This is a genomic window from Rhodococcus sp. JVH1 (genome assembly GCF_000280725.2).
GTDB lineage: Bacteria > Actinomycetota > Actinomycetes > Mycobacteriales > Mycobacteriaceae > Rhodococcus_F > Rhodococcus_F jostii_A.
On the sequence record NZ_CP166289.1, the window covers coordinates 7,915,057 to 7,935,844 of the forward strand.

At 67.5% G+C, this 20,788-nt stretch carries 15 protein-coding genes and 4 pseudogenes; 11 read left to right on the forward strand and 8 right to left on the reverse strand.

The features are described 5' to 3' along the window. Positions 1–5 precede the first annotated feature (5 nt). Entirely contained in the window at positions 6–4,427 is a 4,422-nt protein-coding gene (locus JVH1_RS37100) for a non-ribosomal peptide synthetase (RefSeq protein ID WP_009472614.1), read from the reverse strand. A gap of 139 nt (positions 4,428–4,566) precedes the next feature. Next, positions 4,567–6,048 carry an MFS transporter gene (locus JVH1_RS37105; RefSeq protein WP_043777334.1) on the reverse strand — a complete coding sequence of 494 codons (1,482 nt, stop codon included), beginning with the start codon at positions 6,046–6,048 and terminating at the stop codon, positions 4,567–4,569. Between the two features lie 248 nt (positions 6,049–6,296). On the opposite strand from JVH1_RS37105, the gene JVH1_RS37110 reads away from it, so the two are divergent. Then, entirely contained in the window at positions 6,297–7,001 is a 705-nt protein-coding gene (locus JVH1_RS37110; protein ID WP_009472611.1) for a hypothetical protein, read from the forward strand. Here the strand turns inward: JVH1_RS37110 and JVH1_RS37115 are convergent. Continuing rightward, positions 6,961–7,809 (reverse strand): alpha/beta fold hydrolase, encoded by an 849-nt coding sequence (locus JVH1_RS37115; protein ID WP_009472610.1) that lies wholly within the window; start codon positions 7,807–7,809, stop codon positions 6,961–6,963. The two genes, JVH1_RS37110 and JVH1_RS37115, sit on opposite strands and share 41 nt — an antisense overlap. Positions 7,810–7,966: 157 nt before the next feature. Between JVH1_RS37115 and JVH1_RS37120 the strand changes: the two genes are divergently transcribed. Further along, positions 7,967–8,713: a response regulator transcription factor gene (locus JVH1_RS37120; protein ID WP_009472609.1), complete on the forward strand. Its 747-nt coding sequence runs from the start codon at positions 7,967–7,969 to the stop codon at positions 8,711–8,713. A 104-nt stretch (positions 8,714–8,817) separates the two neighbouring features. Here JVH1_RS37120 and JVH1_RS37125 read toward each other — a convergent pair whose 3' ends face one another. Next, positions 8,818–9,204 carry a hypothetical protein gene (locus JVH1_RS37125; RefSeq protein WP_009472608.1) on the reverse strand — a complete coding sequence of 129 codons (387 nt, stop codon included), beginning with the start codon at positions 9,202–9,204 and terminating at the stop codon, positions 8,818–8,820. 53 nt (positions 9,205–9,257) lie between these two features. Here JVH1_RS37125 and JVH1_RS37130 point away from each other — a divergent pair, with 53 nt between their 5' ends. The 4 genes from JVH1_RS37130 (at position 9,258) to JVH1_RS37145 (ending at position 12,393) form a co-directional block, all read left to right on the forward strand. Next, the gene (locus JVH1_RS37130; RefSeq protein WP_009472607.1) at positions 9,258–9,797 is read left to right on the forward strand and encodes a TetR/AcrR family transcriptional regulator; all 540 of its coding nucleotides are present in this window, start codon (positions 9,258–9,260) and stop codon (positions 9,795–9,797) included. A gap of 248 nt (positions 9,798–10,045) precedes the next feature. Further along, positions 10,046–11,536 carry a DUF4389 domain-containing protein gene (locus JVH1_RS37135; RefSeq protein WP_009472606.1) on the forward strand — a complete coding sequence of 497 codons (1,491 nt, stop codon included), beginning with the start codon at positions 10,046–10,048 and terminating at the stop codon, positions 11,534–11,536. Further along, a complete protein-coding gene (locus tag JVH1_RS37140; protein ID WP_043777330.1) occupies positions 11,533–12,075 on the forward strand; it encodes a flavodoxin domain-containing protein in 543 nt (180 codons plus the stop codon). Before JVH1_RS37135 ends, JVH1_RS37140 begins: the two co-directional genes overlap by 4 nt. 75 nt (positions 12,076–12,150) lie before the next feature. Beyond that, positions 12,151–12,393: a PLDc N-terminal domain-containing protein gene (locus JVH1_RS37145; protein ID WP_043777326.1), complete on the forward strand. Its 243-nt coding sequence runs from the start codon at positions 12,151–12,153 to the stop codon at positions 12,391–12,393. A 13-nt stretch (positions 12,394–12,406) separates the two neighbouring features. On the opposite strand, the pseudogene JVH1_RS37150 reads toward JVH1_RS37145, so the two are convergent. After that, positions 12,407–13,283, reverse strand: a pseudogene (locus JVH1_RS37150) (TrkA family potassium uptake protein). A gap of 51 nt (positions 13,284–13,334) precedes the next feature. Continuing rightward, the gene (locus JVH1_RS37155) at positions 13,335–14,168 is read right to left on the reverse strand and encodes a universal stress protein (protein WP_237735070.1); all 834 of its coding nucleotides are present in this window, start codon (positions 14,166–14,168) and stop codon (positions 13,335–13,337) included. On the opposite strand from JVH1_RS37155, the gene JVH1_RS37160 reads away from it, so the two are divergent. After that, positions 14,061–14,288 (forward strand): hypothetical protein, encoded by a 228-nt coding sequence (locus JVH1_RS37160; protein ID WP_371113105.1) that lies wholly within the window; start codon positions 14,061–14,063, stop codon positions 14,286–14,288. The two genes, JVH1_RS37155 and JVH1_RS37160, sit on opposite strands and share 108 nt — an antisense overlap. On the opposite strand, the pseudogene JVH1_RS37165 reads toward JVH1_RS37160, so the two are convergent. After that, a pseudogene (locus tag JVH1_RS37165) lies at positions 14,285–14,497 on the reverse strand (SPFH domain-containing protein); the annotation flags it as partial. The gene JVH1_RS37160 and the pseudogene JVH1_RS37165 sit on opposite strands and share 4 nt — an antisense overlap. Before the next feature lie 215 nt (positions 14,498–14,712). Between JVH1_RS37165 and JVH1_RS37170 the strand changes: the two are divergent. Together JVH1_RS37170 and JVH1_RS37175 are read left to right on the forward strand one after the other, a co-directional pair. Continuing rightward, positions 14,713–16,760, forward strand: a pseudogene (locus JVH1_RS37170) (erythromycin esterase family protein). Between the two features lie 540 nt (positions 16,761–17,300). Beyond that, positions 17,301–17,717 carry an ATP-dependent metallopeptidase FtsH/Yme1/Tma family protein gene (locus JVH1_RS37175; protein ID WP_009472596.1) on the forward strand — a complete coding sequence of 139 codons (417 nt, stop codon included), beginning with the start codon at positions 17,301–17,303 and terminating at the stop codon, positions 17,715–17,717. Positions 17,718–17,746: 29 nt separating this feature from the next. Here the strand turns inward: JVH1_RS37175 and JVH1_RS37180 are convergent. Next, positions 17,747–17,876 (reverse strand): annotated as a pseudogene (locus tag JVH1_RS37180) (AAA family ATPase); the annotation flags it as partial. Between the two features lie 860 nt (positions 17,877–18,736). On the opposite strand from JVH1_RS37180, the gene JVH1_RS37185 reads away from it, so the two are divergent. Together JVH1_RS37185 and JVH1_RS37190 are read left to right on the forward strand one after the other, a co-directional pair. Continuing rightward, complete coding sequence (locus JVH1_RS37185) at positions 18,737–19,186, forward strand: hypothetical protein (RefSeq protein WP_043777319.1); 450 nt, start codon at positions 18,737–18,739, stop codon at positions 19,184–19,186. Then, positions 19,183–20,727 carry an FAD-dependent monooxygenase gene (locus JVH1_RS37190; RefSeq protein WP_009472591.1) on the forward strand — a complete coding sequence of 515 codons (1,545 nt, stop codon included), beginning with the start codon at positions 19,183–19,185 and terminating at the stop codon, positions 20,725–20,727. Before JVH1_RS37185 ends, JVH1_RS37190 begins: the two co-directional genes overlap by 4 nt. Positions 20,728–20,788: the final 61 nt, after the last annotated feature.

A 20,788-nucleotide genomic window follows, 5' to 3' on the forward strand; every position in this document is an offset into this window, starting at 1 on the left:
GTTGCTCACGCACCGGGATCGCCTCCGATGACCGCCAGCAGGGCGTCGACGAAGGACGTTGCGGTGGCCCCGTCGAAGAGGTCGGTGGCGTACACCAGTTCGGCGTCGATTCCCGCCGGCCGGCCGGTGGTGTCGTGCCGTTCGGTGAAATGAAAGTGGAGATCGCATTTCGCCACGTCGAGGGGACGCGGGGTGATGTCGAAGCGCAGGCCGGCGACGTCCAGGGTCGCCGGGGTGAAGTTGTTCAGCGACAGCGCGACCTGGAAGAACGGGTGCAGTGACGACGACCGGGGCGGGTCGATCACCTCGACGAGTCGCTCGAATTGTACATCCGCATGCGCGAAGGCACGCAGTTCGATGTCATGGGAGTCGCGGATCACGTCCGCGAGCGTGTCCCCGGGATCGACCCGGGTCCGCAGGACGACGGTGTTGACGAACATCCCGACGACGTCGTCCAGTTCAGGGTCGTTCCGACCGGCGACCGGGGTGCCGACGGCGATGTCGGTGTCCCCGCTCAGTCGGGCGAGCAGGATCGCGACCGCAGATCTCAGTGCGGTGAACACCGTGGCGTGATGCCGGTGTGCGAGCGACGCGAGCGTGTGATGCGCGGTGTGGTCGATCCGGAACGTGGCGCGGCCGGCGCCGTAGGTCCAGTGGTGTGGCCGGCGGCGGTCGAGGGGCAACCCCACCGCGCCGGGTAGCCCCGACAGTTCCTCGGTCCAGTACGCGAGTTGCTGCGACGCGACGCTTCCCGGATCGTCCTCGGCGCCCAGCATGTCGCGGCGCCACACACTGTACTGCGGGTACGTCACCCGGGGCGGCTCCCAGCCCGGGGGCGCACCCGCGGTCCGGCTCGCATACGCGGTGACGAGATCGCGGGCGACCAGCGCCAGCGACCATCCGTCCGCGGCGATGTGGTGGAGGACACACGCGAGGAGGTGATCGCGTGCGTCCAACGCGAAGAGCGTTGCGCGCAAAGGGGGTTCGGTCCGCACATCGAACGGCGCCCCGAGCACCCGGTCCACCTTGTCGCCGACGTCGTCGGGTCCGGCGGGGATCGGCGCCAGATCTGGTAGGGCATCGTCGACGGACAGCAGACGCTGATACGGCCCCGACGCCGAGTCCGGAAACACGGTGCGCAACGCACCGTGGCGCGCCAGGACGTCCGCGACTGCGGAGCGCAGTGCGTCGACGTCCACCGCCCCCGCCACCCGCACCGTGAACGGAATGCTGTACAGCGGCGGGGTGGTGGCACTGCGATCGATGAACTGCTGCGACGGCGACAGCGGCACCCGGTCAGGCACGGCGGTGGCGGCGATGCGCGGGGCACGCACCGCGCCGGATCGGGAAGCGTCCCGGTCGTCGATCCGCTCCGCGAGCGCCGACACGGTCGGGGTCTCGAACAGCTCACGCACACCGAGCGTCGCGTCGAGTTCGGCGTTCAATGTCGCGACCACCCTCGTGGCCGACAGGGAGTCTCCGCCGAGGTCGAAGAACGAATCGCCCGCCGCGACGGTGGGAACACCGAGCAGTCGGCCGAACACGTCGGCGACCGTGCGCTCGGTCGTCGTTTCCGGATCGCGCCGAGGGACGGTCGTCGTGCCGAAGTCGGGGGCGGGGAGCGCGCCGCGGTCCAGCTTCTTCGTCGGTGTCAGGGGAACCGCGTCGAGCACCGTGATCGATCCCGGAATCATGTACTCCGGCAGGAACCGTGCGATGGCGTGTCTCGCCGACTCGGGCGTGGTCTGCGACTCGCGCCGCACCATGATGTAGGAGACCAGGACCGGGTCTCCGCCCGGAGTGCGGTGCACGATCGTGGTGGCGAAGTCGATGTCCGGGTTCCTGCGCAGCGCGGCATCGATCTCGCCGAGCTCGATGCGGAATCCGCGGACCTTCACCTGATCGTCGGTGCGTTCGAGGAACTCGAGGGTGGCCGAGTTCGTCCACCGGACCCGATCACCGGTGCGGAACATGCGGGAGCCCGGCTTACCGGACGGGTCCGCGACGAACCGTGTGGCGGTCAATGCCGGTCGTCGGTGGTATCCGCGGGCGAGTGCCGGCGTCGCGAGGTACAGCTCGCCGACAGCTCCCGGTGGGAGGGGGCGTAGCAGGGGATCGCAGACCGTCGCCCGCACACCGCGCATCAGGGACCCGATCGTCACCCGTCCGCCCGGGTCGAGGGGGTCGGTGAGGGTGACGCTGCACGTGGTTTCGGTGGGTCCGTACGCATTCCGCATCGTCCGGCCGACCGCCCACCGATCCGCGAGGTCCTGCGGGCACACCTCGCCTCCGACGAGGACCAGTTCCAGGGAGTCGAGTCCGTCGGGGTCCACGGTCGCCAACGCAGACGGCGTCGACAGCAGATGGGTGATGCGTTCGGCGCGCAGCAGTTCTCGCAGTTCAGCCCCGCCGTACACGTCGGTCGGCGCGATCACCAGGGTGGCGCCGCCGATGCACGCCGCGAGCACCTCGACCAGTGCGGTGTCGAAGCTGGGCGACGCGAAATGCAGCACCCGCGAATCCGCTGCGACCGCGTACTTGTCCCGAATCTCCTGCACGAGGTTGGCGAGACCGTCGTGTGTGACCACGGCCCCTTTCGGGACCCCGGTGGAGCCGGAGGTGTAGATCACGTAGGCCGGGTGCCCGAGATGCACGGGACGGTCGCGTTCCACGGTCGGCGGGTGGTCGTCACCGTCGTCGATGCTCAGCCAGCGGATGGTGGTGGGAAGACGATCGCGCGCCGAGCGGACGGTGAGACCCAGCGCCGCACCGGAGTCGCCGAGGGTGTACGCGATCCGGTCGGTGGGGTGGGTGGGATCGACGGGCACATACGCCGCGCCGGTCCTGGCCACCGCCCACAAGGCCAGCACCGATTCGTACGACCGCGGAATCGACACCGCCATCAGGTCCTCGGGTCCGACGCCGTGACCTGTCAGCACCCGCGCCCACCGGTCGGCGGCCTCGTCGAGTTCGCGGTACGTCACCACCCGTCCTCGGTCCCGCACCGCGACGGCGTCCGGGCGGGTGACGACGGTCGCGGCGAGGATCCGATCCAACGTTGCCGGTTCCGAATCCGGCCGTCCGCAGGCGGGAGAAAACGCCTCCCGTTCGGCATCGTGGAACACGTCGAGTTCGGCGACCGAGCGGTCCGTTCCGGCGGCGGCATGGAAGCGTGCGAGAAACATGGTGAACCGTCGATGGTGCCCGGTGACCTCGTCCTCGTCGTATAGCGCCGGGTTCGCCTCGACGTCGATGCGCGGAACCGAGCCGGGTGGTCCCGGATAGATGTTGACCGCCAGGTCGGCCGTCGGACCGGTCGTCAGCACCTGCACGCGTCCGGTGACCGGACCGAGAGTGATCTCCTGCTTGAACAGCATCAGGTTGAGGACCGGACCGAAGTGGGTGAGACCCGTTCCGGCAGAGGCGATGTCCTTACCGATGTCCTCGCGGCGGTACCGCTGATGACGCAGTGCTCCGGTCAAGGCCGTTCGGGCCGCCCGCACCGCGTCCCGCACCGTGCCGGTGCCGACACCGCGCAAGGGGAGTGGGAGGACGTTCGACACGGAACCACCGGTGCCGCGCAGACGCGCAGACGTCCTGGCGGACACCGGAAGTGACAGGATCACGTGGTCGGCGCCGGTCATGCGGGCGAGATACGCGGCGAACGCCGCCACCACCACGACGGTCGGGCTGTACGCGTTCCCGTCGCCGGTGGGACGCAAGAGGTCGCTGCTGCGGTCCGCGCTGCCCCGTGCCACCAGCACCGAGGCGCCGGGATTCGGGGTACGTCGTCCGCTGAGGCCGACCGTCGGCGGCAGGTCGCGGACCTGCTCCCGCCAGTAGGCGCGATCGCGTTGGAAGCGGGGCGAAGACCGGTAGCCGGCGTCGTCCGCCGCGATCCGTCCCGGATCGACCGCCCGGAATTCCGGAGGCCGGTCGCCGTCGACTCCCGCCACGTACAGTTCGGCGGTGCGGCGCATCAGCATCATCGCCGCATAACCATCCATCGCGACGTGGTGGGCACGCGAGTACCAGTAGGTGCGCTCGTCGCCCACCTGCAGAATCGTCGATAGGACGAGTGACTCGCCGTACATGTCGACGGGGGCGATGCAGTCCTTCCGCATCCACCGCTCGGCCGCATCGACCGGATCGTGTTCGTCCCGCAGATCGACCACCGGCACCCGCTCCGACGTTCCGGCGCCGAAAACCTGGTGGGGCCGACCATCCACCTCCCGCACGGTGAACGATCCCAGTTCGTGGACGGCTCGTGCGGACGCCTCCGTCAGCAGGTCCAGGCGTACCGGACCACGCAGGTCCACGTACTGGGCGATCACGTAGGGAATCTCGGGTGTGAGCTGCTGTGCGAACCAAATAGCGTGCTGCGCCTCGGTCAGCGGGACGACCCGCCCGGGTATTCGCACCCGCATCAATGCCTCCTCACCACGACCGAGCCCAGGGACGGGACGACCGCTGATGGTGACACACGCGCGCTGTGAAATCGCTGAGGGCCGTCGTCGCCGCGACCCCACGGGGGAGTCGCGGCGACGACGGTGTGAGACCGGCGGCTCAGTGGGCGAGGACGACGGCCCCGTCCGTGTCGGCCGCGGCCGCGGCCCCCGAACCGGGTGCGCTCAGTTGCGAAATCCGGCGGGGCAACGCGAAGGCCACGACCGCGCCCAGCAGCGCCGAGACCGCGCCGATCACGAACGCGATGGTGATGCCGGTGTCGGTGTAGAAGACCGCACCCTGCACGACGGTCGCGATGTGCGAGTTCAACACGGAGAAGACGATCACCGGGAGGATGGCGGGCAGGATGCTCTGGAACACCGCCACCATGCTCGCCGTCGTCGCCTGCAACTGCGGCGGCACCGCGGCGATGAGCAGGTTCGGGACGGAGGCGTACCCCATGCCCATTCCCACGCCGAGGAGCGCGGCGAAGCCGATCAGGAGGGCCTTGTCGTCGTGGACCATCGCCGTGAGCAGGCAGGCGGCGGCCATCACGAGCATGCCCACGACCATCAGGATCCGCGGACGGACGTTCCGGGGGACCAGGGTTCCGACGATCAGTCCGCCGATCACCACGGCGCCACCGAGCGGCGCCTGGAAGATCGCGAATCCCTCTGCGCTGATACCGAATCCGTAGCCGAGCCCCAGGATCGCCGGGGTCATGCACATCATCGGGAGCATGATCGTGAACACCGCGGACGTGCCGTAGCAGAATCCCGCGCCGAGCGCCGTCAGGAACACCGGCCGCTTACCGAAGAACCGGATGTCGATCAGCGGGTCCGCGAGCAGTCGTGCGGACACCATCCACGCCACCAGCAGGGCGGCACCGCCGGCGAGGAAACCGATCGTCGACCCCGACGTCCAGCCCCACGAGGGCCCGAAGCTCACCCCGACGAGGATGCCGGCGAGTCCGGCGCCCAGGAGCGCCGCGCCGATCAGGTCGATGCGGGAGCGCAGCCGCACGGTCGATTCGCCGGTCGTCGCCCGGATCAGGACGGCGAGGATCACCAGACCGGCCACGAAGAACCAGAAGATGCTCCGGAAGCCGAAATTGTCGATCAGCCACCCGGTGAAGAACGGTGCGGGGATCGCGATGAGGCCCATGCCGCTCGTGGCGATGCTGACCGCCAACGCCACCGTCCGGGCGGGGAAGACGTCGCGGATGAGCGAATAGCTCAGGAACAGGCAGGGCACGAGCAGACCGGTGAGGGCGCGGCCGGCGATCAGCACCGCGTATGTCGGTGCGATCGCCGAGATCAGCGACCCGAGCGCCGACAGGCCCACGGCCGTCAGCAGGAGTCTCCGTTTGCCGTGGGTATCGGCGAGCTTGCCGATCAGTGGGCAGGTGATCGCTCCCACCAGCAGGAACGCCGTGAGCAACCATGCGCCCTGCGTCGTCTGGTAGTGGGTGACGATCTGCGGCAACGCGATCGAGATCATCATGTAGCTGACCGCGAGCATCTCCAGCAGCAACACGATCGAGGCGAGCGAGAAGATCAGGCGCGGTGTCCATCGCTCGGTAGTCGCATGGGTGACCATCATCGGGTCCTTTCGAATACCTGCACGGGAACTCGGGGCGGCGCCGCACTGCGGCGCGGCCCGAGCCGGGCGGTAGGGGTGGGTGGTCACATTCGGTGGTCGAAGTCTCGTGAATGTGTAATTGACATCACAGTTCTCGGGGATGCGGCACGCCATGCGGCGTTCCGCCCAGCGGGAAACCGACCGGCGGGTGTTCACCGGGTAGACGCGAATCGGTGAATCCCGATCGCTCCTCGAGCGAGGATTGACTCATGGCCGAAACGCAGCGCGCGCAGGAGTTCCGCCGGCTGAGGACGCCACGCTCGGCGGCCGTCGCGGGAATCGTCTTCGCCGTGCTGTTCGCCGCCAGCCTCGTCCTTCTGCGGACCGCGCTGCCGGCGGACCCGTTCGACGAAACCCCCTGGGTGGGCAGCGGCGAGACGCGGATCAAGACGGCCCTGCTCCTCGCTCCGTTCGCGGGGATCGCCTTCCTCTGGTTCATCGGCGTCATCCGCGACCGTCTCGGCGACCTCGAGGACCGGTTCTTCGCGACGGTGTTCCTCGGCAGCGGATTGCTGTTTCTCGCGATGGGATTCGTCTCGATGGGGGTGGCGGGCGGCGTGCTCGCCATTGCCCGCCACTCGGGCAGCTCCGCGAACGACATCGTCTATTTCGGCCGCGAGATCATGCTGCAGATCAACCACGTCTACGCGCTGCGCATGGCCGCGGTGTTCATGATCTCGCTGGGGACGATCTGGCTGCGGACCGGCCTGATGCCGCGATGGCTCGTCATGACCACGTATCTGCTGGCCCTGGCGCTGCTGGCGATCGTCGACTTCAGCCTGTGGTCGACGTTGGCTTTCCCGGCATGGGTGCTGCTGATCAGCGTCTACATCCTCGTCACCGGGCGCCGCGCGAGCGCAGCCGACCGATCATTCAGGTCCGCGCCGGTGTCGTGGAGACGAAGTCGTCGATGATCTCGACCACCGCGGCGGGATCCTCGAGGTGTGGATAGTGCCCGACACCGTCGAGGACGGCGAGCCGACTCCCGGGAATCGCCTCGTGCGCCGCGTATCCGTGCGCGACCGGGATGATGCCGTCGGAATCGCCCCAGATCAGTTGCGTCGGGAGACCCTCGTTCAGGTACAGACGGCTCAGCGCGCTCACCGCCTGCCCCCGATGGTCGACGACGGCGCGGAGCGTCCGCAGAAACGCCTGCCGGGTGTCCGAATCGGACAGCGACGAGTAGGCGTTCCACATCTCGTCGCCGCGGACCGAGTGGATCCCGACCGCCGCCAGCCAGCCGCGGACCTTGTTGCCGGCGTCACGAACCGCGGAGGGCGCCACCAACGGCAGGACGAACTCGGACCCCGGTGCCGCCAGCAACCGCAGGGTCCAGTTCACATCCGGTCCCAGTCCGCCGCTGCCGATGAGGACCAGCCGGTCACACAGTTCGGGATGCTGATAGCTGAACTGCATCGCCACCCCTCCGCCGAGGGATTGACCGATCACCGTCACCCGTTCGATGTCCAGTTCGTTCAGGAGGTCGCGCAGCCACGCGGCGAACGCGCCCAGCGAGTAGTCGCCGCGCGGCTTGGCGGAATCACCATGGCCGGGCAGGTCCGGCGCCAGGACCCGGTACCGCCGGGCCAACTGCGGGAGAACCGCGCGCCACGTCGCGGAACTTCCCGCCATCCCGTGCACGAGCAGCAATGTCTCGCCCTCACCGCTCAGCCGGTATGCGACTGCGTCCCCGTGCAGTGCGAGGTGCTGGAGTTGGGACATACAACGACCTCCCGATCGGGTGATGCAGCGGTCTCTCGGTAACGATAGGGGAGTTTCGCCCGATATCGTCATCAACTGCGGCGTGGGAACTTGATCTCTGCCCCCGGTTGATCTAACAGGCACACCGACGCGAGGCTCGAAAACAGGAGGAACCCGCATGAACGCTGTGTCGAGTTCGGCCATCGCCCGTCCGCGCGTCCTCCTGATCGACGCGGACGTCGAGAGATCCCTCGTCGAGCGCCTTCGGGACGCGGGGTTCTTCGTCACGAGGACATATGCGGAGCCGGTGCGGTCGCGGATCGAACCCCCTGATGTGGTGATCGTCGACGCGCGATCGCCACATCTCGACGCGGACACCACGGTGCGGGCGTTGAAAGCGATGCGATTCGCGCTCGCCGTTGTGGTGATCGGCACGTTCCGCTCCGGCAACCGGCGCAGCGACCTCCTGGAGGCCGGCGCCGACGACGTGATGGAGATGCCGGTCGGGGCGGACGAGCTCGTCGCACGGCTCCGCGCGATCCTCCGCCGGGTGAAGCCCGCGGTGCCCGCGCAGGCGCCCGACGACGCGCAGGACGTCTGCCAGTGCGAGGAACCCCACGAACCCGACCACGACGGGCTCCGCACCACGCTGACCAGGACGGAATTCGTCCTCTTCACCGTGCTCGCGCAGAATGTCGATCGAGTCGTCACCCGCCGCGACCTCATGCTCATGGTGTGGGGTGTGACGGTCGAATCGAAGACGAACGTCCTCAATGCCTATATCTGCTCCCTGCGACGGAAGCTGGTGGCCGTCGGATCGCCGTACGTCGTCCACACCGTGCGCGGCGTGGGGTTCGCCCTGGGCGAGCTCGAACGTTCGGGGAGCATCGATCCCGTCCGTCAGGTGCCCGTCGCCGCCTCGTGACCGGGCCCGGCGGCGCGAAGAATGCGAGCGCGCGTTCGAGCACTGCCTCCGGCCTCTCGTCGACAATGAAGTGTGAGGCGCCGTCGACGAACTCGACACCGAAGTCATCGGTGCGCTCCTCGCATCCGCCGAGGAACTCCGGGCGCACGATGGGGTCTTCGGCGCCGATGAGCATCCGCAGCGGTAGAGAGCGGACGCGGCGGCGGCGCGGGCCGGTGCGCGCAGCTGGCGGCGAACAGCTCGATGTCGTTCTCCGAATAGGTGTTCCGGTTCGTGGTGAAATCCCGCAGCAGGTGGTAGGTCAGGCGTTGACGCCCCCGTCCGAGCAGGCGTAGCACCACGGGTTCGCCGTGGCCGGCCTCGGCCACGTGCATGCGCAGGCCGGGGAGTCGGAGGTAGCGGTGCCGGACACCGTCCAGTGCGGGAAAGATGTTGTCCGGCTCGCCGTTCGGGCCGGAAACTCTGCCGTTTTCGCGGGCCTCGTGTCTCATGACCCCACGGCACTACGATCATAGTACCCAGTCACTATGTTTATAGTGTTCGTGTGACGCCAACGAGAACGGCAGCGCTCGACGCAGCAATCGACCTGGTCGGAACCGAGGGACTGCGATCGCTCACCCATGCCCGGGTCGACGAACGCGCCGGCCTCCCGAAGGGAACGACGTCCAATTACTTCCGCACCCGGGCGGCGCTCCTCACCGGCACCGTCGACGCGATCGTGGAACGCGAGATGTCCGAAGTCGGTGTACTGGCACCGACATCCGCAGAAGACCTCGTCGACGCGCTCTGCGGTCTGATCGACTACACGACCGTCGCCAACCGAACCGTCACCGCCGCACGGCTGGTCCTGTTCCTCGAAGCCAGCCACGACCCCGCTCTCCGGGAGGCGCTGGCACGGGGGCGCGCGGCAATGGAGGCGTCCGCCGTCTCGGCATTCCACCGGCTGGGAGCACGGGATCCGCAGACCGCCGCCACCGCAGTCATGGCGTGCGCAGAAGGCCTGATCCTGCATCGCATCGCCCGACACGACACCGCGGATCCGCGGCCGACGTTCGAACTGGTGGTGCGGGCCGCGGTGAGCTGACGCCCCGCTCACGTCACCGGTGATTCGACACCTCAGGTCGCGGCGGCGGAAGCCGGTCGATCCGGCCGTGACGAGTGCGACCGCGATGGCCGATTCCCACACGATCGGTACCCAACGCTCCACCAGTTGGTTTCGTAGCCGCAACACACACGACCGGTCGACCGAGTGGTGACCAATGACCCTGACGCGCGGCTGGAGGGACGCCGCACACTGAGTTTTCGGGGATCCCGGACCAGGAGGATGCGCCTGTGCGAACCGGCAGAGTAGCCGTTCTCGTCCTGGGCTGTCTGAGCGCCCTGACCGGGTTCGCGCTGCTCACTGCCGCGGTGTTTCTGGGGTGGGCCTACTTCATGCAACGCGACGGTGGGCACTTCACCTCGCCGCGTGAGCACTTCGAGACGAGTGAGAGTGCCCTGGTATCGGAGAAGGTCGATCTCTTCGAGGGCGCGGACTTGCCGAAAGGCTTCAGCACCGAGGACCTCGGCCGGGTACTGCTGCGAGCCACCGCCACCGCCACCGATCCCGACCAAGAGATCTTCATCGGGATCGGCCCTCGTGACGAGGTCGACAAGTACTTCACCGACGTTGCTCGCACCGAAATGACAGACGTGCAGTTCGATCCGTTCCGGCCGACCTATCGGCAGATTCCTGGAACCCGACCGGCAGCATTACCTGGGACACAACCATTCTGGTCCGCCTCTTCCTCGGGTACTGGCACGCAGGAAGTGCGGTGGGAGCTACAGCAGGGGTCCTGGACGGCTGTCGTCATGAAGGCAGACGCAACTCCAGGCCTGTCCGTCGACATTCAGGCCGGCGCACGCCTCACTTTCCTCGGACCACTCGCACTGAGCGTCCTGGTCGGCGCGGTCGTCCTTCTGATCATCGGAATCCCGTTGATCGTGGCAGGAGCAATCGGGTTGGGCCGGCACGGCCCGCCACAACCGCATCCCGTCGCGCAGATCGCGGGCGACGGCACGATCGCCGGCGACGCACACGTTCCGTGGACCGTCTATCCCGCTCGCCTCGTGGGTGAACTCGACGCGCCGCTGTCGCGATGGCTGTGGCTGGTGAAATGGCTCCTGGCGCTCCCGCACTACTTCGTGCTCTTCTTCCTCGGAATCGCGTTCGTCGTCACCACCCTGGTGTCCGGATTCGCGATCCTGTTCACCGCGCGGTATCCGCGAACCCTGTTCGACTTCAACGTCGGAGTTCTCCGGTGGGTGTGGCGAGTGCAGTTCTACACCTACTCGGCCCTGGCCACGGACCGCTACCCGCCCTTCACCCTGAACCGTACCGACTATCCCGCGGACTTCGACGTCGACTACCCCGTGCGGTTGTCCCGCGGACTGGTCCTCGTGAAGTGGTGGCTGTTGGCGATCCCGCACTACCTGATCCTGGCGCTACTCGCGGGAGGGTGGTTCGGGAGCTGGCGTGCCGGAGTGACCGTCACCGACGGTACGCACTACGGGCAGCCGTGGCTCCTCGGTTCTGTGCTCGGTCTCGCGGTGACTTTCTCGGCGATTGCGCTTCTCTTCACCGGGCGATACCCACACGGTTTGTTCGACTTCGTGATGGGAATCAATCGTTGGGCGTTCCGCGTCGCGGCGTACGCGACCCTGATGCGAGATGAATACCCACCGTTCCGTCTCGATCAGGGACCATTCGAGCCGCACGAGCCCACGCCGCACTCGGGCGGAGACGATTCCGGCGAGACCTCTCCGGAAAGGCCACGCACATGACGATACTGGTGGCGTACGCGACGGCGAAAGGCTCGACCCGCGGGATCGCGGAGCGGCTCGGATCGTGCATCGAAGGCCTCGGGCAGTCGGTCGACGTCCGGCCGGTCGCAGACGTGTCTGACGTGCACTCCTACGACGTGATCGTTTTCGGAAGCGCGATCCACAACGGACAGTGGCTCGCCGAGGCCTCCGACGCCGTCGGGCGCCTGCGGTCCCAGTTCGAGGGAAGGCGCGTATGGGCGTTCTCGGTGTCGTCGGTCGGCGTCACCAGCACCACCCTGTCGAAACGACTGGCGCGTTTTCTGCGTCGCGTGACACCGGAGCCCGGAGCAGTGCGGATACTGCGGGATGCGGCCGATGTGCGCGACCACCGATTCTTCGCCGGCGTGATCGCACCGGGCGACTGGCCGGGATTCGGGCGAGTCGTCTTCACGCTCATGGGTGGGCACTACGGCGACGCCCGCGACTGGGCGGACGTGTGCGCGTGGGCAGGCGCCATCGCCGCCGAATCGACCCGGGATACGGAAAGACGGACCTGAATCCGGTGGTCGGGCGCCGAGGAGGCACTACTCTCGCGGGTGCCGGGCCGGTGAAGTGAGATCGGAGGAGCAGCGATGAGTCCATGGAAGAGGCGTGTGACGTGGTCGAGTCTGACAGCGTCGCAGCGCGGCGCGCTGGTGGTGATGGCGGCGGTGCAAGTGGGGCTGGCCGTGGCGGCCTGGGCAGATCTCGCGAAACGTGATCCACGCGAGATCAGGGGGAGCAGAACGACATGGGCTGCTGCGATTGCCGTGAACTTCATCGGACCGATCGCGTACTTCCGGTGGGCCCGCCGTGCCCCGGCGCAGGCTCGGTGAGGGCGGAAACTGTTCAGGGTGAGTAGATTCCCTCACTCTGCCTGACCTCGCGCCGAAGCGCATCGAGTTGCGGCGCAGTTCCGAGTGCAATGAGAATGGTGCCCGGGTCCAGACGTTGCTCCATCGTGGGATGCGCGACGAACTGCCCCGTCGGTGACCGCAACGCCATCAACAGTGAGCCGGTTGCCGCCGCGAGGCCCGCTTCCGCCAGTGTTCGCCCGGCCAGCGGCGAGGCAGGCGAGACCTCGACCTCCTCGATCCGGTAATCCAGCGTCTCGTCGTGCATCACGACGTGCGAGAACTCGGCGACGTGTGGCTGGAGCGCGAAGGCACCCATCCGGCGCCCCCGATGAGATGAGGGTGACGACGCGGTTTGCTCCCGCCCGGATCAGAGCGTGGGCATGGCCGATTCCCGCCGCTTCGAGAACTTGATCGTCGGTGACATCCCCGACGACTGTCGGGACGTCGAGCTCGGCGAGGCGCTCCGGATCGCGATCGACGACGACGACCGGCATCCCGAGCGTGGCCAGATACTGCACTCCGGCCCGTCCGACCCGGCCGAAACCACAGACGATCGCGTGCCCGGTCATCCTGCTGATGTGTCTGTCCATTCGCCGACGCTCCATGTGCTGCCGTAGATGCCCCTCGATCAGAGCTTCGAGGATTACTCCGAACGTGTACAGCGCCGTACCGGCACCTGCCAGTATGAGCAGGATCGTGAAGATCTGGCCCACCGCACCGAGTGGGTGAACCTCACGAAACCCGACCGTGCTTATCGTCGTCACGGTTTGGTACAGCGCATCCAGAATGCCGAAGCCCAGGACGACATATCCGAGCGCGCCTGCAACGACGACGAACCCGAAGGCCCCCGATGCGCGGCCGATCCTCAGAAGGGGAACTCATCACGGTCCGCCCGCCCTGCCCGTCGTGGGGTGCCACGGTCACTCGCCTGCGTGCCGAGGGTGGCGGTGCGGACCGACAAAAATGACGGGGCACGTCGCGTGCATGAGGACGCCCGTGGCCGTGCGGCCGAGAAGTCCGCGCGGTCCACCGGGGGCGCCGCGTCCGACGATCAGCAACCCGGCCGACGACGAGTAGCGGACCAACACTTCATCCGCCGGCGCATCTGTGGTGATCGGGTCCACCACGACGTCGGGGAAGCGGGCCTGCTCCGGCTCCAACCACGCCTCGAGAAGATCTCGCGGCTCGTCCGAACCTGCGGTGTCCGGTATCGACGAATTCGGTCCGGTAGCGACGGAGTGCACAGCGCGCAGCACGGTCCCGCTCAGTTGTGCGTGCCGAAATGCATAGTGCAAGACTTCCGGTTCGCTGTCCGACCGTATTCCTGTCACAATCGACCCTCCGGTGCGGCGAAATCCAGGCCTGACCACCGCAACGTGACAGGCGGAGCGTGAAATCAGCGCCGCCGTCGTCACGAGCGACGCGGTTGCGGAGGACGAGTCGCTCCTGGCGCCGAGCACCAGCAGTTCGGCCGCGTCCGCGGCCTCGAGGAGTGTTGAGAAGGACGTTCCCGCCCGCATCTCCATTCTGATTTCGGTGGTCCCGGGCCGCGTGGGTCCGGAGGCAGCGACGTGGCGGGCGACTTCTGCGGCCTCGGTGAGGTGCATGTGCGCGTCCTGGGCTCGCTGTCGCTCGTGCTCCCCGTGGTGTGCCTCGCCCCGTCGCCCACCTTCGGAGGGATCGTGCACGAAGAGAAGCCGCACTGGAACACGATGAAGGGCAGCAACCTCCGTCGCCCACGCGGCAGCGTTCAGCGCACCGCGCGAACCGTCGATCCCGACAACGATGTGACGAGGATGATGGGCGGCGTCACTCATTCCATTTTCCGTTTCTCCGGATCGGCTCGGGGCGAAAGCGTGGTCTGGGCAGTCTGAGACTGGATCGGCATCGTCCCGATCCGCATGGACACCTTGGTCAGTCGATCGACGATCGGGACTGTCAGCGTCACACCGGGCTCGCGCACCCCGATGATCCTGCCGAGTCGGAAATGAACACCTCGCTCGTACTGATTCACGACACGCATGGAGAGGGCGAGGAGAAGCCCGAGTGAAACGACTACGACGAGAATGATCACGGCAGGCATGACGGCTCCGACGTCGACGAAGGTTACCTCTACATCGAAGGCGGCTGGGCGGCATGGCAGTAGGGCCGACGGTCACTAGTTGGGGCATTTGGTCAAGGGGTGTAGCCGTTCGCGGAGAGGGGCACTTCGGCCCTGTTCCCTCGCGGATCGACACCGCAAGGATCGGACTGGGGCACGGAATACACACGCGTCCGGACACGGGGAAGCAGGGTGACATGAGCGCGACCACAGCGACGCCGGCGGAGCGGCCGGAGCAAGTCTTTCAAGACCGACGGGAGGCCGGACGGGTTCTGGCAGGACTCCTCGAGGGCTTTCGCGGCAACCCCAAGGTCACCGTGCTCGGTTTGGCGCGGGGAGGCATCCCCGTGGCGTGGGAGGTGGCAGCCTCGTTGGGTGCCCCGCTCGACGCCTTCGTCGTGCGTAAGCTCGGTGTGCCGGGCCACGCGGAGTTCGCGATGGGCGCACTGGCCAGCGGCGGAACCGTCGTGGTCAACGACGACTTGATACGAGACCTGCGAATCTCGCCGGAATAGATTCGCCGGGAGCTCGATCGCGAGGGTCGGGAACTGCTGCGGCGGGAAGCCGTCTACCGAGAGAGCCGACCGCCTCCCGACGTCGCCGACAAGATCGTCATCCTCGTCGACGACGGCCTCGCCACCGGCGCGAGTATGTTCGCTGCCGTCGACTCACTGCGCCGACAGGGACCTGCCCAGATCGTGGTGGCGGTGCCCGCCGCACCGGAGTCCACCTGCCGCGACCTCGGCGCCATGGTCGACGACGTGGTGTGCGCAACGATGCCGTTTCCCTTCCACGCAGTCGGCGAGTCGTTCTGGAACTTCGCGCAGGTCACCGACAGCGAGGTCCTGACGCTTCTGCGCACGCCCACTTCCGCTGGGACAGCTCGTGATGCGAAGGCGCTCGAATTCGGTTCGGCAGCAACAGCTGTGCGTATCGCGGCGCACGATGCCCCGGACGGTGTCCCCTCGCTCAACGTGCTTCTCGATCTGGTGGGTGACGCCCGGATCGTGGTGATCGGCGAAAGCTCGCACGGCACTCACGAGTTCATGCGGCGCGCGCGGAAATCACCAAACGGCTCGTCGAGGACAAGGGATTCTCGGCGATTGCTGCGGAGGCCGACTGGCCGGACGCCTACCGCGTCAACCGCTACGTGCGCGGTGGTGGTCGCGACACGACCGCCGAAGAAGCTCTCCGTGGGTTCGAGCGGTTCCCGTCGTGGATGTGGCGGAATGCCCCGGTACTGGACTTCGTCGGATGGTTGAAGGAACACAACGACCGCTCGAGGGCGCTAGGACGGACCCTCACCGGGTTCTACGGTCTCGATCTGTACAGCCTGCACAGATCGATGCGTGAGGTCGTGGAATACCTCGATCGGGTGGACCCCGCGGCCGCTCAGCGTGCGCGCGACCGCTACTCCTGCCTCGATCACCTCAGTGGCGACGATGGCCAATCATATGGCTACGCAGCGGCATTCGGTGCAGGGCAATCGTGCGAGCAGCAGGTTGTCGAACAACTCGTCGAGCTGCAACGCCATTCCCTGGAGTATGTTCGGCGCGACGGAATGGCCGCCGAGGACGAGCAGTTCTACGCCGAACGCAACGCGGTGAGTGTGTGCGATGCCGAGGGCTATTACCGAACGATGTTCAGTGGCCGCGTGGCCTCGTGGAACCTGCGGGATCGTCATATGGTTCAGACACTGGAAGCCCTCCTCTCGCACCTCGACCGACACTCGGGTTGGGCGTCTCGGATAGTGGTGTGGGCACACAACTCGCACGCCGGCGACGCGCGCGCAACCGAGGCCGGAACCCACGGCGAAGTGACCGTGGGGCAACTGGTGCGGGAAGCGTATCCCGACGACTGTCGGCTGATCGGGTTCACCACGTTCGAGGGTTCGGTCACCGCGGCGAGTCAGTGGGGTGGACCGGCCGAACGCAAGGAAGTGCGCCCGGCGTTGCCCGGTAGCGTCGAGGAACTCTTCCACGAACTCGGAGAGCCGTCCTTCCTCGTGCGCACAGACGAGGGGAACGCTGCCGCGAGGACACTGCGGGCTGCGAGACTGCAGCGGGCGATAGGGGTGATCTACCGACCCGAGACCGAGCGGCAGAGTCACTACTTCCACACTCGGATCTCGGATCAGTTCGATGCGGTAATCCATATCGACACGACCAGGGCGGTCGAGCCCCTCGAACGCACAAGTCGCTGGGTTGCAGGCGAAACACCGGAGACCTATCCCTCGGCGTTCTAGCAACCGGTCCCGGTCGTCCATGTGTAGGCCGTGCAGTGCGAACGGGGCGAGCCCGTGAGCTGGTCTGTCAGGCAGGGAATCCGAGGAGTTCGAGTCCTCTGCGACAACGACTTCCTCGTCGGTCGAGCCGCCGAGAAGGTGCAACAGCAACATCGATCCCATCTCCCTCAGCCGAGCCGAGCGCCTCACGTATCTCCCGGACGGGAGGACTGGATCCTTTACCGAGAGGCCACCAGCCACCGACTTGTGGCGCCCGCCACGCGATCCGACCGGAGACGTCCTCGGCCGAGGCATCACATTCGGCCCTGTCTTCCAGGCCGCGGTCCGGCGACGCTGAGAAGGCACCGGAAAACGAACAAGGGGTCGCGGCGTGCACCCGATCAGCTCTGGGTCGTGGGCGACCACGCTCGGACGAGCAACGGGAGCGGACGTGATCACTCGACTGCGATTCTCCCCCGGAATCTGTCCCGTTCGGCACGATCGGGCCCACCACCCGACCCCGGTCCGCCGCCGGCCCCGTCTGCGGGTTCGTGGTGGCCGGTGCTCGCCTTCTTCGCGATGCTGCTTGCAGTGGTCCTGGTGGCCTCGCTGGCAAGCTCGGGCGGCCAGACACTGTCCTACAGCGATTTCCTGGGCAGGGTCGACTCGGGATCGGTCAAGGCGGTGACCATCGACGGCGACGGCGGTGTCGACGGAACGCTCACCCACGGCACATCCTTCGTGACCCAACTCCCGACGGCCCTGAACGTGACCGGTCTCGACCAGCGCCTGCAGGCCAAGAACATCCAGATCACCGCAAAGAAGGCGACCGGCAACGGGTGGGGGCCCTGTTGGGTGGCCTGCTTCCGCTCGTGCTTCTCGGCGCACTGTTCTTCTGGGTCACCCGGCGGGCGCAGCACGCGTTCAGCGGAGGAGTCGGTGGTGCCGGTGCATTCGGCCGCTCCAAGGCGCGAGTGATCGAGGCGAAACGCCCAACCACCCGTTTCGCCGACGTCGCCGCCGACGAATTCGGACCCGGTGACCGAGAGGAACCGGACGCTCGCCTCCCCGGCGACCGCGCGCCATCAACGTCTTATCCGTTCCGGGCGGTCCGATCATGAGGACTCCCCTGGGCCCCTGCGCTGACTTCCTGCTTGACCCCTTCGTACCCGTCGCTACACGGATGGTGCGTGAGTTCGGTCTGTCGAAAGCCTTGGGCCCGGTCGGAAATGCGTCGGAGAGCTCCGAGTACCTGCATGCCGACGCCCCGGCCAACGCGCTGACCAGGCCCTACTCCGGGCAGACGTAGCGCGTCGTGGACGAAGACGTGGCGGCGCTGCTCAAGGCGGCGGAAGCCCGGGCGACCGATCTTCTCGTTCGCCATCACCACCCTGGATCGCCTCACCGCGCTGCTGGAGGAGCGAGAAACCGTGGACGGCTCCGTCGTCCTGGATACCCTCCGTGAGGAGTCCTACCCTGGCGACGCCCGCACCGGGAACAGCCCGGACGAACGACATCTCGGTGTCTTCTGACGGAAAACTGGCCGCCGGGGACCTTCGGCCCTCGCGCCGCCCCGCAGGCAGCGTCGATGGTAGACGTATGGCATACGAAGTCGAACTCGTCGAGATCGAGGCACACCCGGTGCCCCGTTCGCGCGGTACCGCCAGGCCGAGCACGGCTACGTCCCGTCCGGAGACCCGTGGGAGTCCTAACTGGACGGGTCCGGCGCCGCGGCGCCCCACACCGAGCTGTTCATGCTCTGCATTCGGAACCCCGCCGTGAACCGGGATCAGGGGCGAGGCGGCGATGCCGTCGCGCGCGAGGACGAGACGACGACGGTCTCCAATCCTGTTGCAGAGCAATCCATCCGTGACTCCGAACCACGACCAGTGCCCCTGCGGGTTGCGGCACCACGATTGGCCCGGTGTGCCGCGCGTACGGCGAACCTCCTCGCCCGCCGCCGCCTTCACCAACCGAAACGGCACAGGGGCCGGAGAATGACCTTCGCTGACGGCACCACCGGAGTCGTCTACCGCGAAACCGTCATGAGCGGTGAGTCTCTACCCGATCCGGCGGTTCTCGTCGTCTCCTTCCGACTGCGCGGTGTCCACGGCTGGGGTCACACGCTGTTCAGGGCCGAAAGCCTGCTCAACACACCATTGTTCGCGGGGTTCCCCGGATTCGTGTCGAAACTGTGGCTCACCGCGGACGAAGAGGACCGGTACCGTGGTTTCTACCAGTGGGACGGCGCACGCTCCGCCGAGGAGTACGTCCGGGTGTTGTGGTGGCCTCTCGCGCTGGTGAGCCATCGGTCCTCGATCCGATACTGCATCTTGCCCGGTCGGCTTCGCGACGACGTTCTCGAACGCGCCGAGTCAGGAGAGGGCACCGCACCGCCCGACGAGGCGTGGTGGCGGCTCGTCCGGACGGAGACGAAACCGAGATGACCGCGCCGGACGGGCAGCTTCTCGACGTGCTCGTCGTCGGCGCGGGCCCGACCGGACTCGCCGCGGCCCTGATTGCTCACGATCACGGCGCACACGTGCGCATCGTCGACCGCAGACCCGACGCACCCCGATTCTCGCGGGCCTTCCTCGTCCAGCCCCGGACCCTCGAAGTACTGCGGCCGCACGGTGTGACCGATGAACTCCTCGCGCTCGGAGACTCCAACCCGCAGGTGCACCTCCACCTGCGTCGGCGCTGTGTGCCCGTCGACGTGGGTGAAATCCGGCTGCCGGACACCGCATTCCCGAATTTTCTGCTCGTGCGGCAAGCCGACGTGGAAGCCGTTCTGCGACGAGCACTCCGCGGCCGTGGCGTCGAGGTGGAGTGGGAGACGCAGTGCGAGTCCTTCCGGGCAGACGACGGAGTCGTCTGCGATGTGACGCATCACGGCATCCGCCGACAAATCGCGACCCGGTTCCTCGTCGGGTGCGACGGCAGCACCAGCACGGTGCGCGCGACGGCCGGCATCTCCTGGGACGGGTCGGTGTACCCGCACGAGATTCTCCTCGCCGACATCGAACTCGAGGGTGAGGTCCAGATCGGCGTCACACACGTCGCGGTCCACCGTGAGGGCCTGCTGTTCCTGCTCCCACTGGGCGAAACCGCTCGCTGGCGGGTGCTCACCGCCCAACCCCCGAACCGCGCGCAGGCCCCGACCGACCGACAGCACCTGCAGAAGATCCTCGACCGGGCTGACGTGCCTGCCCGCATCACCCGGATCGCGTGGTCGGAGCGGGTACGGGTCCAGCACCGCGTCGCGTCCCGGTATCGATGCGGGCCGATTTTTCTCGCGGGGGACGCCGCGCATGCCTTCTCCCCGGCGGGCGGCCAGGGCATGAACACCGGCATCCAGGACTCTGCGGACCTGGGGTGGAAACTAGCGTTCGCGGCACGGCTCCGGCCCGGTGGCGACGCCGCCCTGGTGCGGTCGTATGCGGAGGAACGTCGGCGCGCCGCCCAGCAGGTGCTGCTGCTGACCCACGTGCTGTTCTGGGCCGAGGCCGGCCGCGGTCGGGTGCCCTCGCTTCTACGCGGCGCCTTCTCCTCCGCAGGGGCGCCGCTGGTCCCGGTGCTGCTGCGGCGGCGTCGGCTCGTCGCGCACGCGGTACGAGTGCTCGCCCAGCTTCGCCGGCACTATCGGCACGGTCCACTGTCGGTCGAGGGGTCCGGCGATTCCGGTGTCGCCGCCCCGGCCGGTGAGCGGATCCCGGACGAGGAGGTGGCCGTCGACGGCGGCCGGCAACGTCTGCACGACCTGATCGCGACGCCGGCAGTGCATGTGCTCCTGCATCGGGACACGCAGTGGGGAATGCCGCCGGCGCCTGACGGACGGCTGCGGGTCCACCGAATTCGCAGCTGGTCGGGTACGGGCATCGTGATCGTTCGACCAGACGGATACGTCGGGTTTCGGAGCGGCTCCGGCACTCAGGGGGCCGCCGAGTGGCTGGAACTGGTCGGAGCGTCTTCGGCACGCTCGACGTGAAGTGGTGGCATCTCCGGGCGCCGGCTGAGGACCGGCGATTGGCGACCAATGGCCCTGGAAT

What these genes read in the sequence shown, in the direction of transcription:
- JVH1_RS37100 (WP_009472614.1), bottom strand. Translation starts at nt 4,427, where the DNA reads ATGCGGGTGCGAATACCCGGGCGGGTCGTCCCGCTGACCGAGGCGCAG.
- JVH1_RS37105 (WP_043777334.1), bottom strand. Translation starts at nt 6,048, where the DNA reads ATGATGGTCACCCATGCGACTACCGAGCGATGGACACCGCGCCTGATC.
- JVH1_RS37110 (WP_009472611.1), top strand. Translation starts at nt 6,297, where the DNA reads ATGGCCGAAACGCAGCGCGCGCAGGAGTTCCGCCGGCTGAGGACGCCA.
- JVH1_RS37115 (WP_009472610.1), bottom strand. Translation starts at nt 7,809, where the DNA reads ATGTCCCAACTCCAGCACCTCGCACTGCACGGGGACGCAGTCGCATAC.
- JVH1_RS37120 (WP_009472609.1), top strand. Translation starts at nt 7,967, where the DNA reads ATGAACGCTGTGTCGAGTTCGGCCATCGCCCGTCCGCGCGTCCTCCTG.
- JVH1_RS37125 (WP_009472608.1), bottom strand. Translation starts at nt 9,204, where the DNA reads ATGAGACACGAGGCCCGCGAAAACGGCAGAGTTTCCGGCCCGAACGGC.
- JVH1_RS37140 (WP_043777330.1), top strand. Translation starts at nt 11,533, where the DNA reads ATGACGATACTGGTGGCGTACGCGACGGCGAAAGGCTCGACCCGCGGG.
- JVH1_RS37145 (WP_043777326.1), top strand. Translation starts at nt 12,151, where the DNA reads ATGAGTCCATGGAAGAGGCGTGTGACGTGGTCGAGTCTGACAGCGTCG.
- JVH1_RS37185 (WP_043777319.1), top strand. Translation starts at nt 18,737, where the DNA reads ATGACCTTCGCTGACGGCACCACCGGAGTCGTCTACCGCGAAACCGTC.
- JVH1_RS37190 (WP_009472591.1), top strand. Translation starts at nt 19,183, where the DNA reads ATGACCGCGCCGGACGGGCAGCTTCTCGACGTGCTCGTCGTCGGCGCG.